The sequence below is a fragment of the Actinomadura keratinilytica genome, assembly GCF_039539665.1.
GTDB classification, from domain to species: Bacteria; Actinomycetota; Actinomycetes; order Streptosporangiales; family Streptosporangiaceae; genus Spirillospora; species Spirillospora keratinilytica.
In genome coordinates this window covers 13334-31447 of the sequence record NZ_BAABDO010000020.1, presented here as the reverse complement: position 1 = coordinate 31447, position 18114 = coordinate 13334, and the positions used below count along the sequence as shown (strand labels likewise).

Here is an 18114-nt window from a genome sequence, read left to right as displayed (position 1 = left end):
AGGTGGGTGAGATGGAGGCCGAGTTGGAACGTGTGGTGACTCGCAGCCGGCAGGGCCCGTTCGTCGACGACTGTCCCAGCCGCGTGGTGCTCAACCACGTGGCGAACCGGTGGGGGACGCTGATCGTCACCTCGCTGCACCAGGGCCCGATGCGCTTCCACCAGCTCCGCGACAACATCGGCGGCATCAGCGAGAAGATGCTGTCGCAGAACCTGCGGCTGCTCATCCGCGACGGCCTGATCGACCGGACCGTGGAGTCCAGCACGCCGCCGCGCGTCTCCTACGCGCTGACCCCGCTCGGCCGCGAGCTGGCCTCGCTGCTGCGCACGCTGATCGACTGGATCACCTGCCGCACCGACGACATCGTCGCCGCCCAGCAGCGCTACGACCGCGCCGCGGGCGAGTCCGCCTGAACGTCCGCCGGAACGCATGCGGCGGCCCACCGGTCCGGCCTAGGAGCCGGACCGATGGGCCGGTGTCGGATGCGCGCGGTGGCCGCGCCGCCGCGGCGGGCGGTCAGCTCTCCGGGCGGAACGCGTCGGCGTGGTCGGCGACCCACTCGGCGAACGTGCGGGCGGGCCGCCCGGTGACGCGTTCGATCGTGTCCGCGTGCACCTTCAGGTCGGCGCCGACCGACTCGCGCATGTAGCCGAGCACGCCCTCCAGCAGGTCGGCGGGCACGTGCGGGCTCATCAGCTCGCGCGCCTGCTCGTGCGTGAGCTCGACGAACCCCAGCTCGCGGCCGGTCACCTCGGAGATGATCCGCAGCTGCTCGATCTGCGTGAGCACCTGCGGGCCGGTGATCTCGTACGCCTTCCCCGCGTGCCCGTCCTCCAGCAGCGCGGCGACCGCGACCGCGGCGATGTCGTCCTCGTGGACCGGCACCCGCCGCGACTCGCCGTAGGGGGCCCGGGCCACGCCCTCGGCGCGGATCGCCGGCCCCCACCGCCACAGCACGTTGCCCGCGAACTCGCCGGGCCGCACGTGCGTCCACTCGAAGCCCCCGGCCTCCACGGCGCGCTCCACCGCGCGGTGGTGGTCCTTGGTGGCGTTGGCCTCCACCTCGTCGCCGGCGGTCAGCGAGGAGAGCACCGCCACCCGGCGCACCCCGGCCTTCTCGGCGATCCGCACGATCTCCTCGACGGTCTCGGGCACCGGGAACAGGTAGAGCCCGTCGGCGCCCTCGACGGCCGGGCGCACCGTGTCGGGCCGGGTCAGGTCGCCGGCGAACACCTCGACCGCCTCCGGCAGCCGCGCCCGGGCCGGGTCGCGGGTGAGCGCCCGGACGGTGACGCCGCGCGCCAGCAGGCGGTCGACGACGTGCCGCCCGACCGAGCCGGTGGCGCCGGTCACCAGGACCGTGGTGATGGTCGACATCTCAAGTCCTCTTCCGCGTCGGTTGCTCGGCCGGTCGGTCAGCGGCGGTAGGGACGCCGTTCCTTGGCCTCCCGCAGTGCCAGCGCCCACCAGACGAGCTGGTCGAGCAGGACCTTGGCGGCCTGCTCGCAGCCCTCCGGCTCCACCGGCCGCCCGTCGGCGCCGAACCGCTCGCGGTGGTTGTGGAAGCTGACCGTCTCGCGGACGGTCACCGCGTGCAGCTCGGCGAAGACCAGGCGGAGCGCCTCCACCGCGCGCAGGCCGCCGGCCATGCCGCCGTAGGAGACGAAGCCGACCGGCTTGGCCTGCCACTCCTCCATGAACCAGTCGATGAAGTGTTTCAGGGAGGCCGGGAAGCTGTGATTGTACTCAGGCGTAATGATGATGTAACCGTCCGCAGCGGTGAGCCGCTCGGCGAGCGCGTCCGCCTCCGGCGGCCGGTCCCGCATGTCGAACTCGGGCAGCCGCGCCGGCAGGGTGACGTCCGCCAGGTCGATCGGCTCGACGGTGACGTCCGGGCAGGCCTCGGCCTGCTCCAGGAACCAGCGGGCCACGATGGGGCCGAACCGCCCGTTCCGGACGCTGCCGGTGATGACGGCGAGGTGGACGGGGCGTTGCGCCATGACTGCCACTTCCGTTTCCGGGCGCGGGCCGGTCAGCCGAGCAGCGTGCCGCCGGTCGCGTCGATGAACGCGCCGGTGGTCCAGCCGCCGTCGGGACCGGCGAGGAAGGCCACCACGCCCGCGATCTCCTCGGCGGTGCCGACCCGCTTGAACGCCGACAGCCGGCCCATCTGCTCGCGCGCCTCGGGGATGGAGAACACCGGGCTGCCGTTGTCGGTGATGCCCGGCGCGACGGTGTTGATGGTGATCCCGCGCGGCGCCAGGTGCCGGGCGTAGTGCAGCGTGATCTGCTCCAGCGCGCCCTTGGTCATCGAGTACGCAAGCTGCTCGGGCACGGCGAACCGGGTCAGACCCGAGGAGATGTTGATGATCCGGCCGCCCTCCGGCACGATCGTCAGCGCCCGCTGGGTGATGAACAGCGGGGCCTTGGCGTTGACCGCGAACAGCCGGTCGAACGCCTCGGGCGTGATGTCCTCCGGCGCCAGCCCGGCGGCGGTCTGCTCGCCCGCGTTGTTGACCAGGATGTCCAGCTCGTACCGGTCGGTGTGCTCGGCCAGCCCGGCGCGCAGCCGGTCGAACAGCGTGTCCACGTCACCGGGGACGCCCAGCTCCGCCTGCACGGCGAAGGCCGAGCCGCCCGACTCGACGATGCCCGCCACGGTCTTCTCGGCGGCCTCGGAGTTGCTGGCGTAGTGCACGGCGACCAGCGCGCCGTCGCGGGCCAGCCGCTCGGCGATCGCCTTGCCGATGCCGCGGCTCGCCCCGGTGACCAGCGCGATCTTGTTGTCGAGAACTCCCATGTCTGCCTCCTGCCATCGAGTGCCATCGGGTGCCGAACGGACCGGCGCGGGCCGGCGAGGGGCCGGCGCGGCGGGCGCCGAGACACCGCCGGGCCGCGGCCGGGCGTCCGCGCGCACGGCGGCAGGCCCCGGGAGAGGGGCCTGGCGGAAAGCCGGGCGCGGCGGACGTGAGAACGGTGCAAAGGCGCGTCGCGGGCTGCCTCCGGCCGCGTGCGAAGGCCGGAACGTGACGGTGCGACGGGACGCGACGGGCGCCGGTGGAACGGCGGGCGGACCACCGCCGGGGTCGTCATCGGCGGTGTCGTGGGCATACCTCGCCCGCGCTCGAAAGCGTGACACGCCCGCGCGGGCGCCGTCAACAGCGGTCGGCGCGGCATCGTCCGGGCCTCCGCGGAAGGGCCGCACCTACCCGAGGGAAAGGCGCTAACTAAAAGGTATGTTCTTACATGGAGTGTGCTCGTTTCCTAGAGTGGGGGCATGAGAATCGAAGTCTTCTCGGACATGGTCTGCCCCTGGTGCTACATCGGAAAGCGCCGGTTGTCGATCGCGCTCGACCAGGTCGGCGTCAAGCCCGAACTGGTCTGGCGCGCCTTCCAGCTCGACCCGTCCTACCCGTCCGACGTCACCTGGACGCTCTCCGAGGCGCACGCCAACCGCTACGGCATCCACGGAGAGGAGGACAAGCGCCGGCAGAAGCTCGTCACCGACCTGGCGGCCCAGGTCGGCATCGGCTACCGGCTGGACCGCGCCATCATGGCCAACACCGCCGACGCGCACCGGCTGGTCAAGCACGGCCACGCGCACGGCAAGGGCACCGAGACGGCGGAGGCGCTGATGCGCGCGTTCGCCGTCGAGGGCCGCAACATCGGCGACGGCGGCACGCTCAACGAGATCGCCGCCGAGCAGGGGCTGCCCCCGCTGGAGCCGGGCGCCTACACCGACGAGGTCAACGCCGACCTCGCCCTGGCGTCCCGCTACGGCGTCGTCGGCGTGCCCACCCTCATCATCGACGAGAAGTACATGCTGGTCTCGCCCGAGATCCAGGACCTGTCCCGCTTCCTGCAGCAGCACGCCGGGTGAACCCGGTCCGGCCGCAGTTCCGCACGGAGAGGAACGCCTCGTGACCTTCAAGGACATCCTCGTCACCCGCGGCCCCCGCACCGGGGTCGGCCGCCGGGACGGCCAGGACTACGTCATCGAGAAGCACTCGGCGCTGGCCATGACGGTGCCGGCCGTCCGCGACCTGTTCACCGGATACGTGATGAACCGGGTGCTCACGGCCGCGGACGGCGTCGCCGCCGACGCGCTCCACCGGCGCGCCGACGACCTGCTCGTGGTGGTCGAGCACAGCTGCGACGACCGGGCGGGGTTCGAGGCGACCCTCCAGGACGCCGAGTACCTCGCCACGGTGCGGCCCGACGAGATCTACATGAGCACCGAGATCTTCTCCGAACCGCCCACGGTGTACGAGGTCGTCGAGGAGACCGTGCTGGACGACGCCGGAGACGGCGCGTCCGGCGGCGGCGGCGCCCTGGTGGCCATCGACTTCCTGCGCCGCCGGCCCGGCGTGGACGTCGCCGCATTCCGCGCCGCGCTCGCCGCGGAGGCCGAGTGGCTGGGCGCCGACGCGGACTACCGCGCCGTCGCCCGGCGGCGGGTGCACAACCTGGTCCAGGGCGGCGAGGGCTCGCTCAACCCGGACGCGGCCGACCTGCACGACGCCATCGTCACCACCGTCGTGACCGACTTCACCGGGCTCGCCGCGGTGTACGACCGGCTGCGGGCCAGGCAGGCCGACTACGTGGACGCGGGCTCCAGCTTCTCCGCGCTCGCCCGGCGCAAGGTCGTCGTGTGACCGTCTGACCTGCACCGAAGGCCGGGACCCGAGCTCGCGGGCCCGGCCTTCGGCATGCCGGGGCGTTCACCGCCGCCTTGACTGCCGCGCGGCGCCGATGTCACACTTTTCCTCGCGGTTGAGCTATGCCCGAAAACGGGCGCTCCCGCCGATTTGTGCAGGTTCTTCGCCTACCAGCACCCCTATCTCGGCGCCGCGTCGCCGCACGCGCTTCGCCGCCCGACCGGCCTCCCGAGCCTCCACCGGACGCCCCCCGGGGCGCTTCCGGCCTTCGGCGTGCCTCGGGCCGGCCTCCGCCCGCTCCTGGAAGGAACAGCAGGTGACCGAGCAGAAGGAAACCGTCCCCGTCGTCGTGGTCGGCGCAGGGCCCGCGGGGCTCATGCTCGCCGGCGAACTGCGGCTGGCGGGCGTGGACGTCGTCGTCCTGGAACGCCTCACCGAGCCCACCGGCGAGTCCCGCGGCCTGGGCTTCACCGCCCGCACCATGGAGTCGTTCGACCAGCGCGGCCTGCTGCCCCGGCTGGGCGAGGTCGAGACCAGCGACGTCGGGCACTTCGCCGGCATCCCGCTGGACTTCGGCGTGCTGGAGGGCGCGCATTTCGGCGGCAAGAGCATCCCGCAGAGCCGCACCGAGGCGATGCTCGCCGGGTGGGTGGACGACCTCGGCGGCGACGTGCGCCGCGGCCACGAGGTGGTCGGGCTGTCCGACGACGGCGACGGCGTGGACGTCGAGGTCGAAAGCCCGGCCGGCCCCCGGCGGCTGCGCGCCTCCTACCTGGTGGGCTGCGACGGCGGCCGCAGCACGGTGCGCAAGCTCGCCGGGTTCGACTTCCCCGGCACCGCCGCGACCGTGGAGATGTTCATCGCCGACGTCAAGGGCGTCGACATCAAGCCGCGCTGGGCGGGCGAGCCCGTCCCCGGCGGCATGGTCCTGGCCGGCCCGCTCGGCGACGGCGTGACCCGCATCGTGGTGTGCGAGCGGGGGCGTCCGCCGCGCAAGCGCACCGAGCCGCCGCCGTTCGCCGAGGTCGCCGCGGGCTGGCAGCGCCTCACCGGCGAGGACATCAGCGGCGGCACCGCCGTGTGGACCACCGCGTTCGGCGACGCCGCCCGGCAGGTGACCGAGTACCGGCGCGGCCGGGTGCTGCTGGCGGGCGACGCCGCGCACATCCACCTGCCCGCCGGCGGGCAGGGCATGAACGTCAGCATCCAGGACTCGGTCAACCTCGGCTGGAAACTGGCCGCGGTGGTGCGCGGCCAGGCCCCCGACGAGCTGCTGGACACCTACCACTCCGAACGGCACCCGGTGGGCGCCCGGCTGCTGATGAACACCCAGGCGCAGGGCCTGCTGTTCCTCACCGGCGAGAACACCGGCCCGCTGCGCGAGCTGCTCACCGAGCTGGCCGAGTACCCCGAGGTCGCGCGCCACCTGGTCGGCATGGTCAGCGGGCTGGAGATCCGCTACGACGTCGGCCCCGGCGACCACCCGCTGCTGGGCCGCCGCATGCCGCCCCAGGAGCTGGCCACCGGGTCCGGCAAGACCAGCACGACCGCGCTGCTGCACGCGGGCCGCGGCGTGCTGCTCGACCTGTCCGACGACGCCGGACTGCGGCGCGCCGCCGCGGGCTGGACCGACCGGGTGGACGTGGTCACCGCCGAGCCCGCCGGCACCGACCTCGACCCGCCCGCCGACGCCGTCCTGATCCGCCCCGACGGCTACGTCGCCTGGACCTCACCCGGCGCCGGCGACCCGGCCGACGCGCTCACCCGCTGGTTCGGCCCCGCCGCCCGCTGACCGCCGTCCGGGCCCGCCGTCCACCGGTCTCACCGCCACCGATTTCCCCGCCACCGATCTCACCGCCACCGGCAAGGAGCACCCATGCACAGCACATTGATCGTCGCGCGTATCCGGCCCGGCACGAGCGACGACGTCGCCAAGTTGTTCGCCGAGTTCGACCAGACCGAGATGCCGCACCGGATGGGCACCCGGCGGCGGCAGCTGTTCACCTTCCACGACCTGTACTTCCACCTGCAGGACTTCGACGACGAGCACGGCGGCGCGGCCATCGAGGAGGCCAGGACGCACCCCCTGTTCATCGGCATCAGCGAGAACCTCAAGCCGTTCATCCAGGCCTACGACCCGCAGACCTGGCGGTCGCCGAAGGACGCGATGGCACAGCGCTTCTACCACTGGGAGGCACGATGACGAGGCGGGTAGCGATCACCGGGATCGGTGTCACCGCCCCCGGCGGGATCGGTGTCAAGAACTTCTGGAACCTGCTCAGCGAGGGCCGCACCGCAACCCGGGGCATCACCTTCTTCGACCCGTCCCAGTTCCGGTCGCGGGTCGCGGCGGAGATCGACTTCGATCCGCGGGCGCACGGCCTCGGCCCGCAGGAGATCCGCCGCATGGACCGGGCCGCGCAGCTCGCCGTGGTGACCGCGCGCGAGGCGGTGGCCGACAGCGGGCTGGAACCGGCCGAGCTCGACCCCTACCGCACCGGTGTCACCATCGGCAGCGCGGTCGGTGCCACCATGGGCCTGGACCGCGAGTACAACGTCGTCAGCGACGGCGGCCGCCTCGACCTGGTGGACCACCGGTACGCGGTGCCGCACCTGTACGACTACTTCGTGCCCAGCTCGTTCGCCGCCGAGGTCGCCTGGGCGGTCGGCGCCGAGGGCCCGACCACCGTGGTGTCCACCGGCTGCACGTCCGGTCTCGACTCGGTCGGCTACGCCACCGAGCTGATCCGGGAGGGCGCCGCCGACGTGATGATCGCCGGTGCCACCGACGCGCCGATCTCGCCCATCACGGTGGCCTGCTTCGACGCGATCAAGGCGACCACGCCGCGCAACGACGACGCCGAGCACGCCTCCCGCCCCTTCGACGGCACCCGCAACGGCTTCGTCCTCGGCGAGGGTTCGGCGGTGTTCGTACTGGAGGAGTTGGAACGCGCGAAGGCCCGCCGGGCGCACGTCTACGCCGAGATCGCCGGGTTCGCCACCCGCTGCAACGCCTTCCACATGACCGGCCTGCGGCCCGACGGCCGGGAGATGGCCGAGGCCATCCGCGTGGCACTGGCCGAGGCTCGGATGAACCCCGAGGACGTGGACTACATCAACGCGCACGGCTCGGGCACCAAGCAGAACGACCGGCACGAGACCGCCGCGTTCAAGCGCAGCCTGGGCGAGCACGCCTACGCGACCCCGGTCAGCTCCATCAAGTCGATGATCGGGCATTCGCTGGGCGCGATCGGCTCGATCGAGATCGCCGCGTCCGTGCTGGCGATCGAGAACGACGTCGTCCCGCCGACCGCCAACCTGCACACCCCCGACCCCGAATGCGACCTGGACTACGTGCCGATCACCGCCCGCGAGTGGAAGACCGACACGGTGCTCACCGTGGGCAGCGGATTCGGTGGCTTCCAGAGCGCGATGGTGCTGACCGCGAAGGAGAGGAAGGCGGCGTGACCGGCGCGTGCGTGGTGGTGACCGGCATCGGGGTGACGGCCCCCAACGGCCTGGGCACCGAGGCCTTCTGGGACGCGACGCGCGCCGGACGCGGCGGCATCGGCCGCGTCCGGCGGTTCGACCCGCAGCGGTATCCGGCGCGGCTGGCGGGGGAGGTGCCCGGCTTCGTCGCCGAGGACCTGCTGCCCGCGCGGCTGCTGCCGCAGACCGACCACATGACCCGGCTCGCGCTGGTCGCGGCGGACTGGGCGCTGGAGGACGCCGGGGTGCGCCCCGGCGACGTGCCCGAGTTCGACATGGGCGTGACCACGGCCAGCTCCGCGGGCGGGTTCGAGTTCGGGCAGCGCGAGCTGCAGAACCTGTGGAGCAGGGGCGGCCGGTACGTCAGCGCCTTCCAGTCGTTCGCCTGGTTCTACGCGGTCAACACCGGACAGATCTCCATCCGGCACGGGATGCGCGGCCCCAGCGGCGTGGTCGTCAGCGACCAGGCGGGCGGCCTGGACGCGATCGCGCAGGCCCGCCGGCAGATCCGCAAGGGCAGCAGGCTCATCGTGTCCGGCGGGGTCGACGGGTCGATCTGCCCGTGGGGCTGGGTGGCCCAGCTCGCCGGCGGGCGGCTCAGCCTCCGCGACGACCCGGACCGCGCCTACCTGCCGTTCGACGCCGAGGCGTGCGGGCACGTCGCGGGGGAGGGCGGGGCGCTGCTCGTGCTGGAGGACGCCGACGCGGCACGCGAGCGCGGCGCCGCGAAGGTCTACGGGGAGATCGCCGGGTACGGCGCCACGTTCGACCCGGCGCCGGGCAGCGGGCGCCCGCCCGGGCTGGAGCGCGCCATCCGGCTCGCCCTGGCCGACGCCGGCGCCGACCCGGACGAGGTGGACGTGGTGTTCGCCGACGCCGCGGCCGTCCCCGAGCTCGACCGGATCGAGGCGGACGCGATCAACGCGGTCTTCGGCCCGGGCGGGGTGCCGGTCACCGCGCCCAAGACGATGACGGGCCGGCTCTACTCCGGGGCCGCGTCGCTGGACGTGGCGGCCGCGCTGCTGTCCATCCGCGACGGGCTGATCCCGCCCACCACCAACGTCTCGCCCGCCGCCGAGTACGAACTCGACCTGGTGACCGACCGTCCGCGCGCCGCCGAGGTGCGGGTGGCGCTGGTGCTGGCCCGCGGCCAGGGCGGGTTCAACTCGGCCGCGGTGGTGCGCGCGCCCTCGGCCGCCGCCCGGACGGCGGCCGCCGTCTGACGACCCGACCAGTACTCGAAAGGTGTGAGCCAGGTGTCCATCTCAGTGACCGACGGCATTGCGACACAGCGCCTTCCGCGGACCGCCTCGCCGCCGCCCGCCCCCGGACCCGCGTCGGCGCCGGCGGAGCAGGCCGAACCGCGGATGCGCAACCGGGTCGCCGAGCTGGCCCGGCTGAAGGCCGAGGCGGCCAAGGGGCCGAGCGAGCGGGCCACCGAGGCGCAGCGCGCCAAGGGCAAGCTCACCGTCCGCGAGCGCATCGGGCTGCTGCTGGACGAGGGGTCGTTCAACGAGGTCGAGCCGTTGCGGCGGCACCAGGCGACCGGCTTCGGACTGGAGGACAAAAGGCCCTTCACCGACGGGGTGGTCACCGGCTGGGGCACCGTGCACGGCCGGCAGGTGTTCGTCTACGCGCACGACTTCCGCATCTTCGGCGGGGCGCTCGGCGAGGCGCACGCCCGCAAGATCCACAAGATCATGGACATGGCGATCGCCGCCGGGGCGCCGCTGGTGTCGCTGAACGACGGCGCCGGGGCGCGCATCCAGGAGGGCGTCACGGCGCTGGCCGGGTACGGGGGCATCTTCCAGCGCAACACCCGGGCGTCCGGGGTGATCCCGCAGATCAGCGTGATGCTCGGGCCGTGCGCCGGGGGCGCCGCCTACTCCCCGGCGCTGACCGACTTCGTGTTCATGGTGCGGGGCACCGCCCAGATGTTCATCACCGGCCCGGACGTCGTCCAGGCGGTGACCGGGGAGGAGATCACCCACAACGGCCTCGGCGGCGCGGACGTGCACGCCGAGACCTCCGGGGTGTGCCACTTCGTCTACGAGGACGAGGAGACCTGCCTGGCGGAGGTGCGGTACCTGCTGTCGCTGCTGCCGAGCAACAACCGGCAGAGCCCGCCGCAGCGCCCCACGTCCGACCCGGTGGACCGGGACGGCGCGGCGCTGCTGGACCTGGTGCCGGTGGACGGCAACCGCCCGTACGACATGCGCGCGGTCATCGAGGAGATCGTCGACGACGGCGAGCACCTGGAGGTGCACGAACGCTGGGCGACCAACGTCATCTGCACGCTGGCGCACCTGGGCGGCCGGCTCGTCGGCGTCATCGCCAACCAGCCGATGACGCTGGCGGGCGTGCTGGACATCCACGCCTCGGAGAAGGCGGCGCGCTTCGTCCAGATGTGCGACGCGTTCAACATCCCGCTGGTGACGCTGCTGGACGTGCCGGGGTTCCTGCCCGGCGTGGACCAGGAGCACGGCGGCATCATCCGGCACGGGGCCAAGCTGCTGTACGCCTACTGCAACGCCACCGTGCCGCGCGTGTCGGTCGTGCTGCGCAAGGCGTACGGCGGCGCGTACATCGTGATGGACTCGCAGTCCATCGGCGCCGACCTCACCTACGCCTGGCCGACCAACGAGATCGCGGTGATGGGCGCCGAGGGCGCGGCGAACGTGATCTTCCGTAAGCAGATCGCCGCCGCCGACGACCCCGACGCCATGCGCGCCCGGATGGTCAAGGAGTACAGGGCCGCGCTGATGCATCCCTACTACGCCGCCGAGCGCGGCCTGGTGGACGACGTCATCGACCCGGCCGACACCCGCAAGACCCTGATCCGGGCGCTGGAGATGCTGAGCGCCAAATACGCCCCGCTGCCCAGCCGCAAGCACGGGAACCAGCCGCAGTGACCGTCCTGAAGGTGGTGCGCGGCCACCCGGACGAGGAGGAGCTGGCGGCCGTCGTCGCCGTGCTGCTCACCTTGGCGGGCCGTACCGCCCCCGGCCCGCCGCCGCGGCCCGAGCCCGCCGCGTGGTGCCGGGGTCGGGACGGGGTGACGTGGGCCGGCCGGTCCCAGGTCGGATGGCGGCCCCAGCTGTAGACATCCGTCGCCCTGGCAACGGCGGCCTCACCTGCACCGTTGGAACCCGCAATCGCCTCGGCGTGACACGTTCGTTAGCGGACGGCAGCGCAATGTCACTGTGACCGCCGCTCGCACGTCTGGTCACAGACTGCGCACGTGCCAATACTTGAGGCGAATCACTGGTCCGGCGGCCCGAATCGGCAGGGATGTGGCAATGAGCGTGTTCCAGACGACCTCAGGTGAGGAGACGGCGGTCCGGAACGGCTGGTCGGCGGGGCCGACCGGGCTGGGCACGTCCGCCGCGCGCCTCGCCGCGCGGGGGCGGGAGGCGGGCACGGGCGAGCCCGCCGGCGGCAAGCCGTTCGAGCTGCCGGACTTCTACATGCCGTACCCGGCCCGGCTGAACCCGCATGTCGACGCCGCGCGCGTCCACACCCGCCGGTGGGCCCGCGACATGCGGATGCTGGAGGGCTCGGGCGTCTGGACCGGCCAGGATCTGGAAGACCACGACTACGCGCTGCTGTGCGCCTACACCCACCCCGACTGCGACGCCGACGAACTGAGCCTCATCACCGACTGGTACGTGTGGGTGTTCTTCTTCGACGACCACTTCCTGGAGAAGTACAAGCGCACCCGCGACCGCGAGGGCGGCAAGGCCCATCTCGACCGGCTGCCGCTGTTCATGCCGCTGGACGGCGGCCCGACGCCCGAGCCGCGCAACCCCGTCGAGGCGGGCCTGGCCGACCTATGGGCGCGCACCATCCCCGCCATGTCCCGCGACTGGCGGGTACGGTTCCGCGAGCACACCGACCACCTGCTCAACGAGTCGCTGTGGGAACTGGCCAACATCGACCAGAACCGGGTGCCGAACCCGGTCGAGTACATCGAGATGCGCCGCCGCGTCGGCGGTGCGCCCTGGTCGGCGTGCCTGGTGGAGCACGCCGCCAACGCCGAGGTCCCCGCGCTGGTGGCGTACTCGCGGCCGCTGCGGGTGCTGCGCGACACCTTCTCCGACGGCGTGCACCTGCGCAACGACCTGTTCTCCTACCAGCGCGAGACCGAGCAGGAGGGCGAGCTCAACAACGGCGTGCTGGTGCTGGAGACCTTCTTCGGCTGCTCGCCGCAGGAGGCCGCCGACGCCGTCAACGACGTGCTGACGTCGCGGTTGCAGCAGTTCGAGCACACCGCCGCCACCGAGCTGCCGCCGCTGTTCGCCGACACGGGGCTCGACCCGGAGGGCTGCGCGCGCGTCCTGGCCTACGCCAAGGGCCTGCAGGACTGGCAGGCGGGCGGGCACGAGTGGCACATGCGGTCCAGCCGCTACATGAACAAGGACCTGGACGTCGGCCGTCCCGGGGCGCTGCGCGGCCTCGGCACGTCGGGGCTCGACCTCAGGACGCTGCTGCGCCGCGCCCGCACGTTCACCTTCACCCCGCAGAAGGTGGGGCCCTCGCTGATCCCCGACATCGACATCCCGTTCTCCCTCACGCTGAGCCCCCACCTGGAGCGGTCGCGCGAAGAGGTCGTGGAGTGGTCGGAGCGCATGGGCCTGCTGCGGGCCCAGCCGGGCGTCCCGTTCTCCGACATCTGGAGCGAGGGCGACCTGCGCGACTTCGACTTCCCGCTGTGCGCGGCCGGGCTGCACCCCCGGGCCACCCCGGAGGAGCTGACCCTGGCGTCCTGCTGGCTCACCTGGGGCACCTACGGCGACGACTACTACCCGGTGGTGTTCGGCCGGTTCCGCGACCTGGCGGGGGCCAAGATCTGCAACGAGCGCCTGCGCCTGTTCATGCCGGTGGAGGACCCCGAGGCCGTGCCGCCCGCGGTGAACGCGCTGGAGCGGTCGCTGGCCGACCTGTGGGCGCGCACCGCGGGCCCGATGGCCGTCGAGGCCCGCCGCCGGTTCCGCACCGCCGTCGAGGACATGATCGACGGTTGGCTGTGGGAGCTGGACAACCAGGCGCAGAACCGCGTCCCCGACCCGGTCGACTACATCGAGATGCGGCGCCGCACCTTCGGCGCCGACCTGACCATCTCGCTGTGCAGGCTGACCCGCTGGTACCACGTGCCCCCGGAGATCTACGACACCAGCCCCATGCGGTCGCTGGAGAACGCCGCCATGGACGTCGGATGCCTGATCAACGACCTGTTCTCCTACCAGAAGGAGATCGAGTTCGAGGGCGACCTGCACAACGCCGGCGTGGTGGTGCAGAACTTCTTCGGCTGCGACTACCCGACCGCCGCGCTCATCGTCCACGACCTGCTGAACGCGCGGCTGCGGCAGTTCCAGCGCGCCGCCAACCACGAACTGCCGGTGCTCTACGACGACTTCGACCTCGACGGCGAGGCCCGCGCCCTCCTCGAGGGCTACATCCTGGACCTGCAGAACTGGCTCGCCGGAATCCTCAACTGGCACCAGAAATGCCGCCGCTACACCGAAGCCGACCTGCGCCGCCGCTACCCCGACCGCCCGTAGCCGAGGGGATCACTGGGCGCCGAGGGAGAACGCGGCCACCAGCAGCAGGAGCGTCGCCGAAACGGCGGTCATGCGCCGGGAGGCTCGGGCGTCGCCGTTCAGCGCGGTGCCGGCGCGTCCCGCCGTGACGGCGACCGCCCCGTAGACGCAGGCGCACTGCGCGACGTGCAGGCAGCCGAGCGCGGCGAACTGCACGGCGATCGGGACGGCCGCGTCCGGCGAGACGAACTGCGGCATCAGCGACAGGTACAGCAGCAGTCCCTTGGGGTTGAGCAGGGCGATGACCATGCTCTGCCGCAGGACGACGCGCGTCGGCTCCGTCGGCGGGTGCCCCGGGTGCACGGCCGCGGAGCCGTCCGCCTCACCGGGGGCGTGGCGGCGCAGTGCCAGCAGCGTGCGCACGGCGAGCACGGCCAGGTAGGCGGCGCCCGCGTAGCGCAGCACCGGCAGGGCGGCCGGCACGCTGCGCAGCGCGGAGGCCAGCCCGGCGGCGGCGATCGCGGTGTGGACGCTGTAGCCCGCACAGATGCCCGCGACGGCGGCCAGCCCCGTCCGCTTGCCCTGCCTGAGGCTCCGGGCGATGACGTAGAGCCAGTCGGGGCCCGGTGTGCAGACCAGCAGCAGGTCCACGCCGAGGAACAGCAGCAGCTCGTGCGCGTCCATGCCCCCCGAAGCTAACCGGGAACGCTTGGCACGCGATGACCGATCATCGCGCCCGCGCCCGCCCCGCTGGCAGGAAATTGCGCGAAAAGCCGCCGACCGCCGCAGAATCCCTCACATGATCGGCAGGCCGCGGTCGGGTTTGACCACCTTCATCGCCAGATGCGAGGTCAGCTGGGCGATGCCGGGCAGGCCGGACAGCACGTCGGTGTAGAAGCGCTCGTAGGCGGCGATGTCGGCCACGGCGATGCGCAGCAGGTAGTCCGGATCGCCGAACAGCCGGTGCGCCTCCACCACCTCGGGCAGTTCGGCGACCCGGCGCTCGAACTCGGCGACCGTGGCCTGGTCCTCCTGCCGCATCACGATGGTGACGAACGACTGGAAGCCGCGCCCCAGCGCCGCGCCGTCCAGCAGCGCCCGGTAACCGCGGATCACCCCGTCGCGTTCGAGCTGCCGCACGCGCCGCAGGCACGGCGACGGAGTCAGCCCCACCTTGTCGGCCAGTTCGGTGTTGCTGAGCCGCCCGTCATCCTGCAGCTCACGGAGGATCTTGCGATCGATCCGGTCCATGCGGCCATGCTGCCAGGCCCCGGCCGCCCCGCACCGGCCGGGACGGCCGCCGAGCGGGGCGGCCGGCGGGCTTCGGCACTCCGGCATCCGAGGCCGAGTGAGCGTGCCCGACGACCCGCGCATGCTGACGTGCCCGGTCGCCGGTGCGGGCCGCCGGCGCTGTGGACGGCGTGCCCGCGCGACCGCGCAGCCCGCCGCCCGGGGATGCGCTGCGGAGACCACCGCCCACCGATCGGGCTCGCGGCCTGATCAGACCGTCCGACCTCACCGGGCCGTCCGTGCCCCGTCCGGTTTGGGCGGAGCCGGAAGGGGCACGGTCGTGCGGGTCAGCCGTCGCAGCCGATGCCGTCGCCGTCGCGGTCCAGGTCGTAGATGTCGGAGCCGACGACGCGGACGGGGCCCTGCGCGTAGGCGGGGCCGTTGCCCTCGCCGCCCGCGCAGTCGACGTCGCCGGCGATCGGCACGCAGGGGCTGTAGTTGGGGTCGCACCGCCGGGACTGCCGGGTGCCGACGGCGATGACCCGGGTGACCGGCGCCCTGGTGACCTCCTGGCGGATCAGCTTCTTGCGCGTCCGCTTGCCGTTGGTGATGGTGAGCTCGTAGGTGAGCTTCTTAAGGCCCGTGCGGCCCCGGCTCCTTACCTTGGTGCCGCCCTCCGCCAGGTCGGGGTCCTCGACCCGCCGGGTCTTGAAGGGGATCACCCGGGTCTCGGTGACGGTGCGCTTCTCGACCTTGGGCGACGCCGTGCTCGCGGTCGTGGAAGGCTCGGCGCCCGCCGCCTTCGCCGACGCGGTCGCCGACGCCGTGGGCGGCGGCGCCGCGGCCGGCTCGCAGGTGGCGCCGAGGCTGAGCAGGGCGCCGGACACCACGACGGCTGTGACGGAACGTCTCATCGATTTCCCTCCGTAGAGCGAAATCACGGTACGCGGGGGCCTTGTCGGGGCGACAGGGACATCGGTCCGCAGATCCCCGGGACAGATCCGTGCGCTCAGCGGCGCGCCTCGGCGCCGGGCGCATTGGAGGCGCGGTGTCGGCCGAATGCGACTCGGGGTGGTAGGCGAGCACGATGAAGATGATGTTGAATGTTCCAAAGTTTTGATATGTCCGGATTGGTGCGAAAAAAGTTCTGCGAAGCGGGGAACCGGGCGCCCGTCGCGCGCATCAGAGGAGGCGAAAAACGAGTGAAGTGGTACCGAGCGCGCTCTACGGTAGTACCGCCCACTCAAACCCCCTATCTCCGAGCATGGAGGAGAACGCATGCGGCGTGTCGCCACGCTGACGATCGTCTCCGGCGCCGTCACCGCCGGACTCCTGGCCACGGGGCCGGCCGCACAGGCCGCGACCCGGGACACCCCCGGCAAGGAAGTGACCGCCACCGCCCAGGGGTCGATCTCCAAGGAGAAGCTCCTGGCCGAGGCCAAGCGCGCCGGGCAGCCGTACAGCGCCAAGGAGACCGCGGCCATCAAGGCCGCCCAGCGGTGCGGGTACTACGAGCGCACCCGCGGCTACAAGAACTCCAAGAAGACCAAGTGGCTGTTCTACGTCAAGAACCGCCTCTACTGGTGCTGGGACGGCCGCTACGTCCGCTCCTACAAGGCGACCTTCACCGCCTACACCTCGAACAAGAAGGTGTACGTGTGGCGCGGCTGGGCCAAGAAGTCGGCGACCCACCCCAAGAACTGGAGCTACGCGACGTCCACGGCGCAGGGCAAGTTCTACTACACGGGGAACCGCAAGACCTACAAGCCGTACGTCATCATCCGCGGCTACAAGAACGGCGCCTACAAGTGGAAGGCCGGCGGCTGATCCGAGCTGACGCCAGGGTGAGCTGACGGTTCGCGAGTCCGGGGATCGCCGTCCCCGGACTCGCGCATGTCGAAAGCCGTCAGGCGAAGGCGTTCTCGCCGGTCAGGGCGCGGCCGACGACCAGGGAGTGGATCTCGGACGTGCCCTCGTAGGTCAGCACCGACTCCAGGTTGGCCGCGTGCCGGATCACCGGGTATTCGAGCGTCACGCCGTTGGCGCCGAGCAGGGTCCGGCAGGTGCGGGCGATCTGCAGGGCCTCGCGGACGTTGTTCAGCTTGCCGACGCTGACCTGCTGGGGCGTCAGCGTGCCCGCCTCCTTGAGCCGGCCGAGATGGATCGCCAGCAGCAGGCCCTTGCCCAGCTCCAGCGCCATGTCCGCGAGCTTTTGCTGGGTGAGCTGGAAGGACGACAGCGGGCGGGCGAACACCTCGCGGTCGGCCGCGTACGCGATCGCGGTCTCCAGGCAGTCCAGCGCGGCGCCCATCGCGCCGAAGACGATGCCGAAGCGGGCCTCGTTCAGGCAGCCGAGCGGACCCGACAGGCCGCGCGCGCCGGGCAGCAGCGCGCTCTCGGGCAGCCGCACCCCGTCCAGCACCAGTTCGCTGGTGACGCTGGCGCGCAGGGACAGCTTGCGCCCGATGTCCCGGGCGGAGAACCCCGGCGTCCCGGCCGGGACGAGGAACCCGCGGATGCCGTCGTCGGTCTGCGCCCACACCACGGCGACGTCGGCGACGCTCCCGTTGGTGATCCACATCTTGGTGCCGTCGAGCACCCAGTCGGCGCCGTCGCGGCGGGCGCGGGTGCGCATCCGCGCCGGGTCGGAGCCGAAGTCGGGCTCGGTCAGGCCGAAGCAGCCGATGCGCTCGCCCGCCGCCATCGCGGGCAGCCACTGGTTCTTCTGCTCCGGTGAGCCGTACTTCCAGATCGCGTACATGGCCAGCGAGCCCTGCACCGACACCAGGCTGCGCAGGCCCGAGTCGGCGGCCTCCAGCTCCAGGCAGGCCAGCCCGTAGGAGACGGCGCCGAGCCCCGCGCAGCCGTACCCCGTCAGGTGCATGCCGAGGACGCCGAGCGATCCGAACCGCCGGGCCAGCTCGCGCGCGGGGATCCGGCCCTCCTCGAACCAGTCGGCCAGGTGCGGGCGCAGCTCCTTGTCGCACAGCTTCCGCACGGTCGACCTGATCTGGCGTTCCTCGTCGGTCAGCAGGCCGTCGACGGCGAACAGCGCCTCGGGATGAATCGGTGTCTTCGTCACGGCTTCCCACTTCATCACAGGCTCCGCCGCACCCGCACGATCGCCCCCGCGGGACGCTGCCGAGACCCATTTCGGCGACGACCGCAACCGGCCGCGCGCCCACCGCCGTCACCCC

The 18114-nt window shown here is 72.4% G+C and carries 18 protein-coding genes; 11 read left to right on the top strand and 7 right to left on the bottom strand.

Going from position 1 to position 18114, the window contains the following annotated elements; all coding sequences use genetic code 11:
• Nucleotides 1-11: 11 nt before the first annotated feature.
• On the top strand, nucleotides 12-413 hold the full coding sequence (locus ABD879_RS09730; protein ID WP_345019638.1) for a winged helix-turn-helix transcriptional regulator: 402 nt from the start codon (nucleotides 12-14) through the stop codon (nucleotides 411-413).
• Between the two features lie 103 nt (nucleotides 414-516).
• Here ABD879_RS09730 and ABD879_RS09725 read toward each other — a convergent pair whose 3' ends face one another.
• From ABD879_RS09725 to ABD879_RS09715, 3 genes are read right to left on the bottom strand one after another with little or no spacing between them, the layout of a single operon-like run.
• Nucleotides 517-1377, bottom strand: a complete 861-nt coding sequence (locus ABD879_RS09725; RefSeq protein ID WP_345019636.1) for an SDR family oxidoreductase — start codon at nucleotides 1375-1377, stop codon at nucleotides 517-519.
• 38 nt (nucleotides 1378-1415) lie between these two features.
• Nucleotides 1416-2000: an NADPH-dependent FMN reductase gene (locus ABD879_RS09720; RefSeq protein WP_345019634.1), complete on the bottom strand. Its 585-nt coding sequence runs from the start codon at nucleotides 1998-2000 to the stop codon at nucleotides 1416-1418.
• A gap of 32 nt (nucleotides 2001-2032) precedes the next feature.
• Nucleotides 2033-2800 carry an SDR family oxidoreductase gene (locus tag ABD879_RS09715; RefSeq protein ID WP_345019632.1) on the bottom strand — a complete coding sequence of 256 codons (768 nt, stop codon included), beginning with the start codon at nucleotides 2798-2800 and terminating at the stop codon, nucleotides 2033-2035.
• A gap of 477 nt (nucleotides 2801-3277) precedes the next feature.
• Here ABD879_RS09715 and ABD879_RS09710 point away from each other — a divergent pair, with 477 nt between their 5' ends.
• From ABD879_RS09710 to ABD879_RS09670, 9 genes are all read left to right on the top strand, one after another.
• Entirely contained in the window at nucleotides 3278-3880 is a 603-nt protein-coding gene (locus ABD879_RS09710; protein WP_345019630.1) for a DsbA family oxidoreductase, read from the top strand.
• Nucleotides 3881-3920: 40 nt separating this feature from the next.
• Nucleotides 3921-4655: an EthD domain-containing protein gene (locus tag ABD879_RS09705; RefSeq protein WP_345019627.1), complete on the top strand. Its 735-nt coding sequence runs from the start codon at nucleotides 3921-3923 to the stop codon at nucleotides 4653-4655.
• A 319-nt stretch (nucleotides 4656-4974) separates the two neighbouring features.
• Nucleotides 4975-6450: an FAD-dependent monooxygenase gene (locus tag ABD879_RS09700; protein ID WP_345019625.1), complete on the top strand. Its 1476-nt coding sequence runs from the start codon at nucleotides 4975-4977 to the stop codon at nucleotides 6448-6450.
• Between the two features lie 84 nt (nucleotides 6451-6534).
• Nucleotides 6535-6861 (top strand): TcmI family type II polyketide cyclase, encoded by a 327-nt coding sequence (locus ABD879_RS09695; protein ID WP_285497398.1) that lies wholly within the window; start codon nucleotides 6535-6537, stop codon nucleotides 6859-6861.
• Nucleotides 6858-8126 carry a beta-ketoacyl-[acyl-carrier-protein] synthase family protein gene (locus ABD879_RS09690; RefSeq protein ID WP_345019622.1) on the top strand — a complete coding sequence of 423 codons (1269 nt, stop codon included), beginning with the start codon at nucleotides 6858-6860 and terminating at the stop codon, nucleotides 8124-8126. Before ABD879_RS09695 ends, ABD879_RS09690 begins: the two co-directional genes overlap by 4 nt.
• A complete protein-coding gene (locus ABD879_RS09685; protein ID WP_345019620.1) occupies nucleotides 8123-9370 on the top strand; it encodes a ketosynthase chain-length factor in 1248 nt (415 codons plus the stop codon). Before ABD879_RS09690 ends, ABD879_RS09685 begins: the two co-directional genes overlap by 4 nt.
• Nucleotides 9371-9514: 144 nt before the next feature.
• Nucleotides 9515-11059, top strand: coding sequence for an acyl-CoA carboxylase subunit beta (locus tag ABD879_RS09680; protein ID WP_345019722.1), 1545 nt, complete (start codon nucleotides 9515-9517; stop codon nucleotides 11057-11059).
• Nucleotides 11056-11250 carry an acyl-CoA carboxylase subunit epsilon gene (locus ABD879_RS09675; protein WP_345019618.1) on the top strand — a complete coding sequence of 65 codons (195 nt, stop codon included), beginning with the start codon at nucleotides 11056-11058 and terminating at the stop codon, nucleotides 11248-11250. Before ABD879_RS09680 ends, ABD879_RS09675 begins: the two co-directional genes overlap by 4 nt.
• Nucleotides 11251-11446: 196 nt before the next feature.
• Nucleotides 11447-13708, top strand: coding sequence for a terpene synthase family protein (locus ABD879_RS09670; RefSeq protein ID WP_345019616.1), 2262 nt, complete (start codon nucleotides 11447-11449; stop codon nucleotides 13706-13708).
• A gap of 9 nt (nucleotides 13709-13717) precedes the next feature.
• On the opposite strand, the gene ABD879_RS09665 is transcribed toward ABD879_RS09670, so the two are convergent.
• The 3 genes from ABD879_RS09665 to ABD879_RS09655 form a co-directional block, all read right to left on the bottom strand.
• Nucleotides 13718-14371, bottom strand: a complete 654-nt coding sequence (locus tag ABD879_RS09665) for a LysE family translocator (RefSeq protein WP_345019614.1) — start codon at nucleotides 14369-14371, stop codon at nucleotides 13718-13720.
• Between the two features lie 111 nt (nucleotides 14372-14482).
• Nucleotides 14483-14938, bottom strand: coding sequence for an Lrp/AsnC family transcriptional regulator (locus ABD879_RS09660; RefSeq protein WP_345019612.1), 456 nt, complete (start codon nucleotides 14936-14938; stop codon nucleotides 14483-14485).
• A 326-nt stretch (nucleotides 14939-15264) separates the two neighbouring features.
• Nucleotides 15265-15831, bottom strand: coding sequence for a G5 domain-containing protein (locus ABD879_RS09655; protein ID WP_345019610.1), 567 nt, complete (start codon nucleotides 15829-15831; stop codon nucleotides 15265-15267).
• 364 nt (nucleotides 15832-16195) lie between these two features.
• Here ABD879_RS09655 and ABD879_RS09650 point away from each other — a divergent pair, with 364 nt between their 5' ends.
• Complete coding sequence (locus ABD879_RS09650; RefSeq protein ID WP_345019608.1) at nucleotides 16196-16744, top strand: hypothetical protein; 549 nt, start codon at nucleotides 16196-16198, stop codon at nucleotides 16742-16744.
• Between the two features lie 79 nt (nucleotides 16745-16823).
• Here ABD879_RS09650 and ABD879_RS09645 read toward each other — a convergent pair whose 3' ends face one another.
• Nucleotides 16824-17999 (bottom strand): acyl-CoA dehydrogenase family protein, encoded by a 1176-nt coding sequence (locus ABD879_RS09645; RefSeq protein WP_345019606.1) that lies wholly within the window; start codon nucleotides 17997-17999, stop codon nucleotides 16824-16826.
• Nucleotides 18000-18114 lie beyond the last annotated feature (115 nt).

Coding starts and splice junctions, on each gene's coding strand:
- ABD879_RS09730 (WP_345019638.1), top strand. CDS start 12: ATGGAGGCCGAGTTGGAACGTGTGGTGACTCGCAGCCGGCAGGGCCCG.
- ABD879_RS09725 (WP_345019636.1), bottom strand. CDS start 1,377: ATGTCGACCATCACCACGGTCCTGGTGACCGGCGCCACCGGCTCGGTC.
- ABD879_RS09720 (WP_345019634.1), bottom strand. CDS start 2,000: ATGGCGCAACGCCCCGTCCACCTCGCCGTCATCACCGGCAGCGTCCGG.
- ABD879_RS09715 (WP_345019632.1), bottom strand. CDS start 2,800: ATGGGAGTTCTCGACAACAAGATCGCGCTGGTCACCGGGGCGAGCCGC.
- ABD879_RS09710 (WP_345019630.1), top strand. CDS start 3,278: ATGAGAATCGAAGTCTTCTCGGACATGGTCTGCCCCTGGTGCTACATC.
- ABD879_RS09695 (WP_285497398.1), top strand. CDS start 6,535: ATGCACAGCACATTGATCGTCGCGCGTATCCGGCCCGGCACGAGCGAC.
- ABD879_RS09690 (WP_345019622.1), top strand. CDS start 6,858: ATGACGAGGCGGGTAGCGATCACCGGGATCGGTGTCACCGCCCCCGGC.
- ABD879_RS09680 (WP_345019722.1), top strand. CDS start 9,515: ATGCGCAACCGGGTCGCCGAGCTGGCCCGGCTGAAGGCCGAGGCGGCC.
- ABD879_RS09670 (WP_345019616.1), top strand. CDS start 11,447: ATGAGCGTGTTCCAGACGACCTCAGGTGAGGAGACGGCGGTCCGGAAC.
- ABD879_RS09665 (WP_345019614.1), bottom strand. CDS start 14,371: ATGGACGCGCACGAGCTGCTGCTGTTCCTCGGCGTGGACCTGCTGCTG.
- ABD879_RS09660 (WP_345019612.1), bottom strand. CDS start 14,938: ATGGACCGGATCGATCGCAAGATCCTCCGTGAGCTGCAGGATGACGGG.
- ABD879_RS09655 (WP_345019610.1), bottom strand. CDS start 15,831: ATGAGACGTTCCGTCACAGCCGTCGTGGTGTCCGGCGCCCTGCTCAGC.
- ABD879_RS09650 (WP_345019608.1), top strand. CDS start 16,196: ATGCGGCGTGTCGCCACGCTGACGATCGTCTCCGGCGCCGTCACCGCC.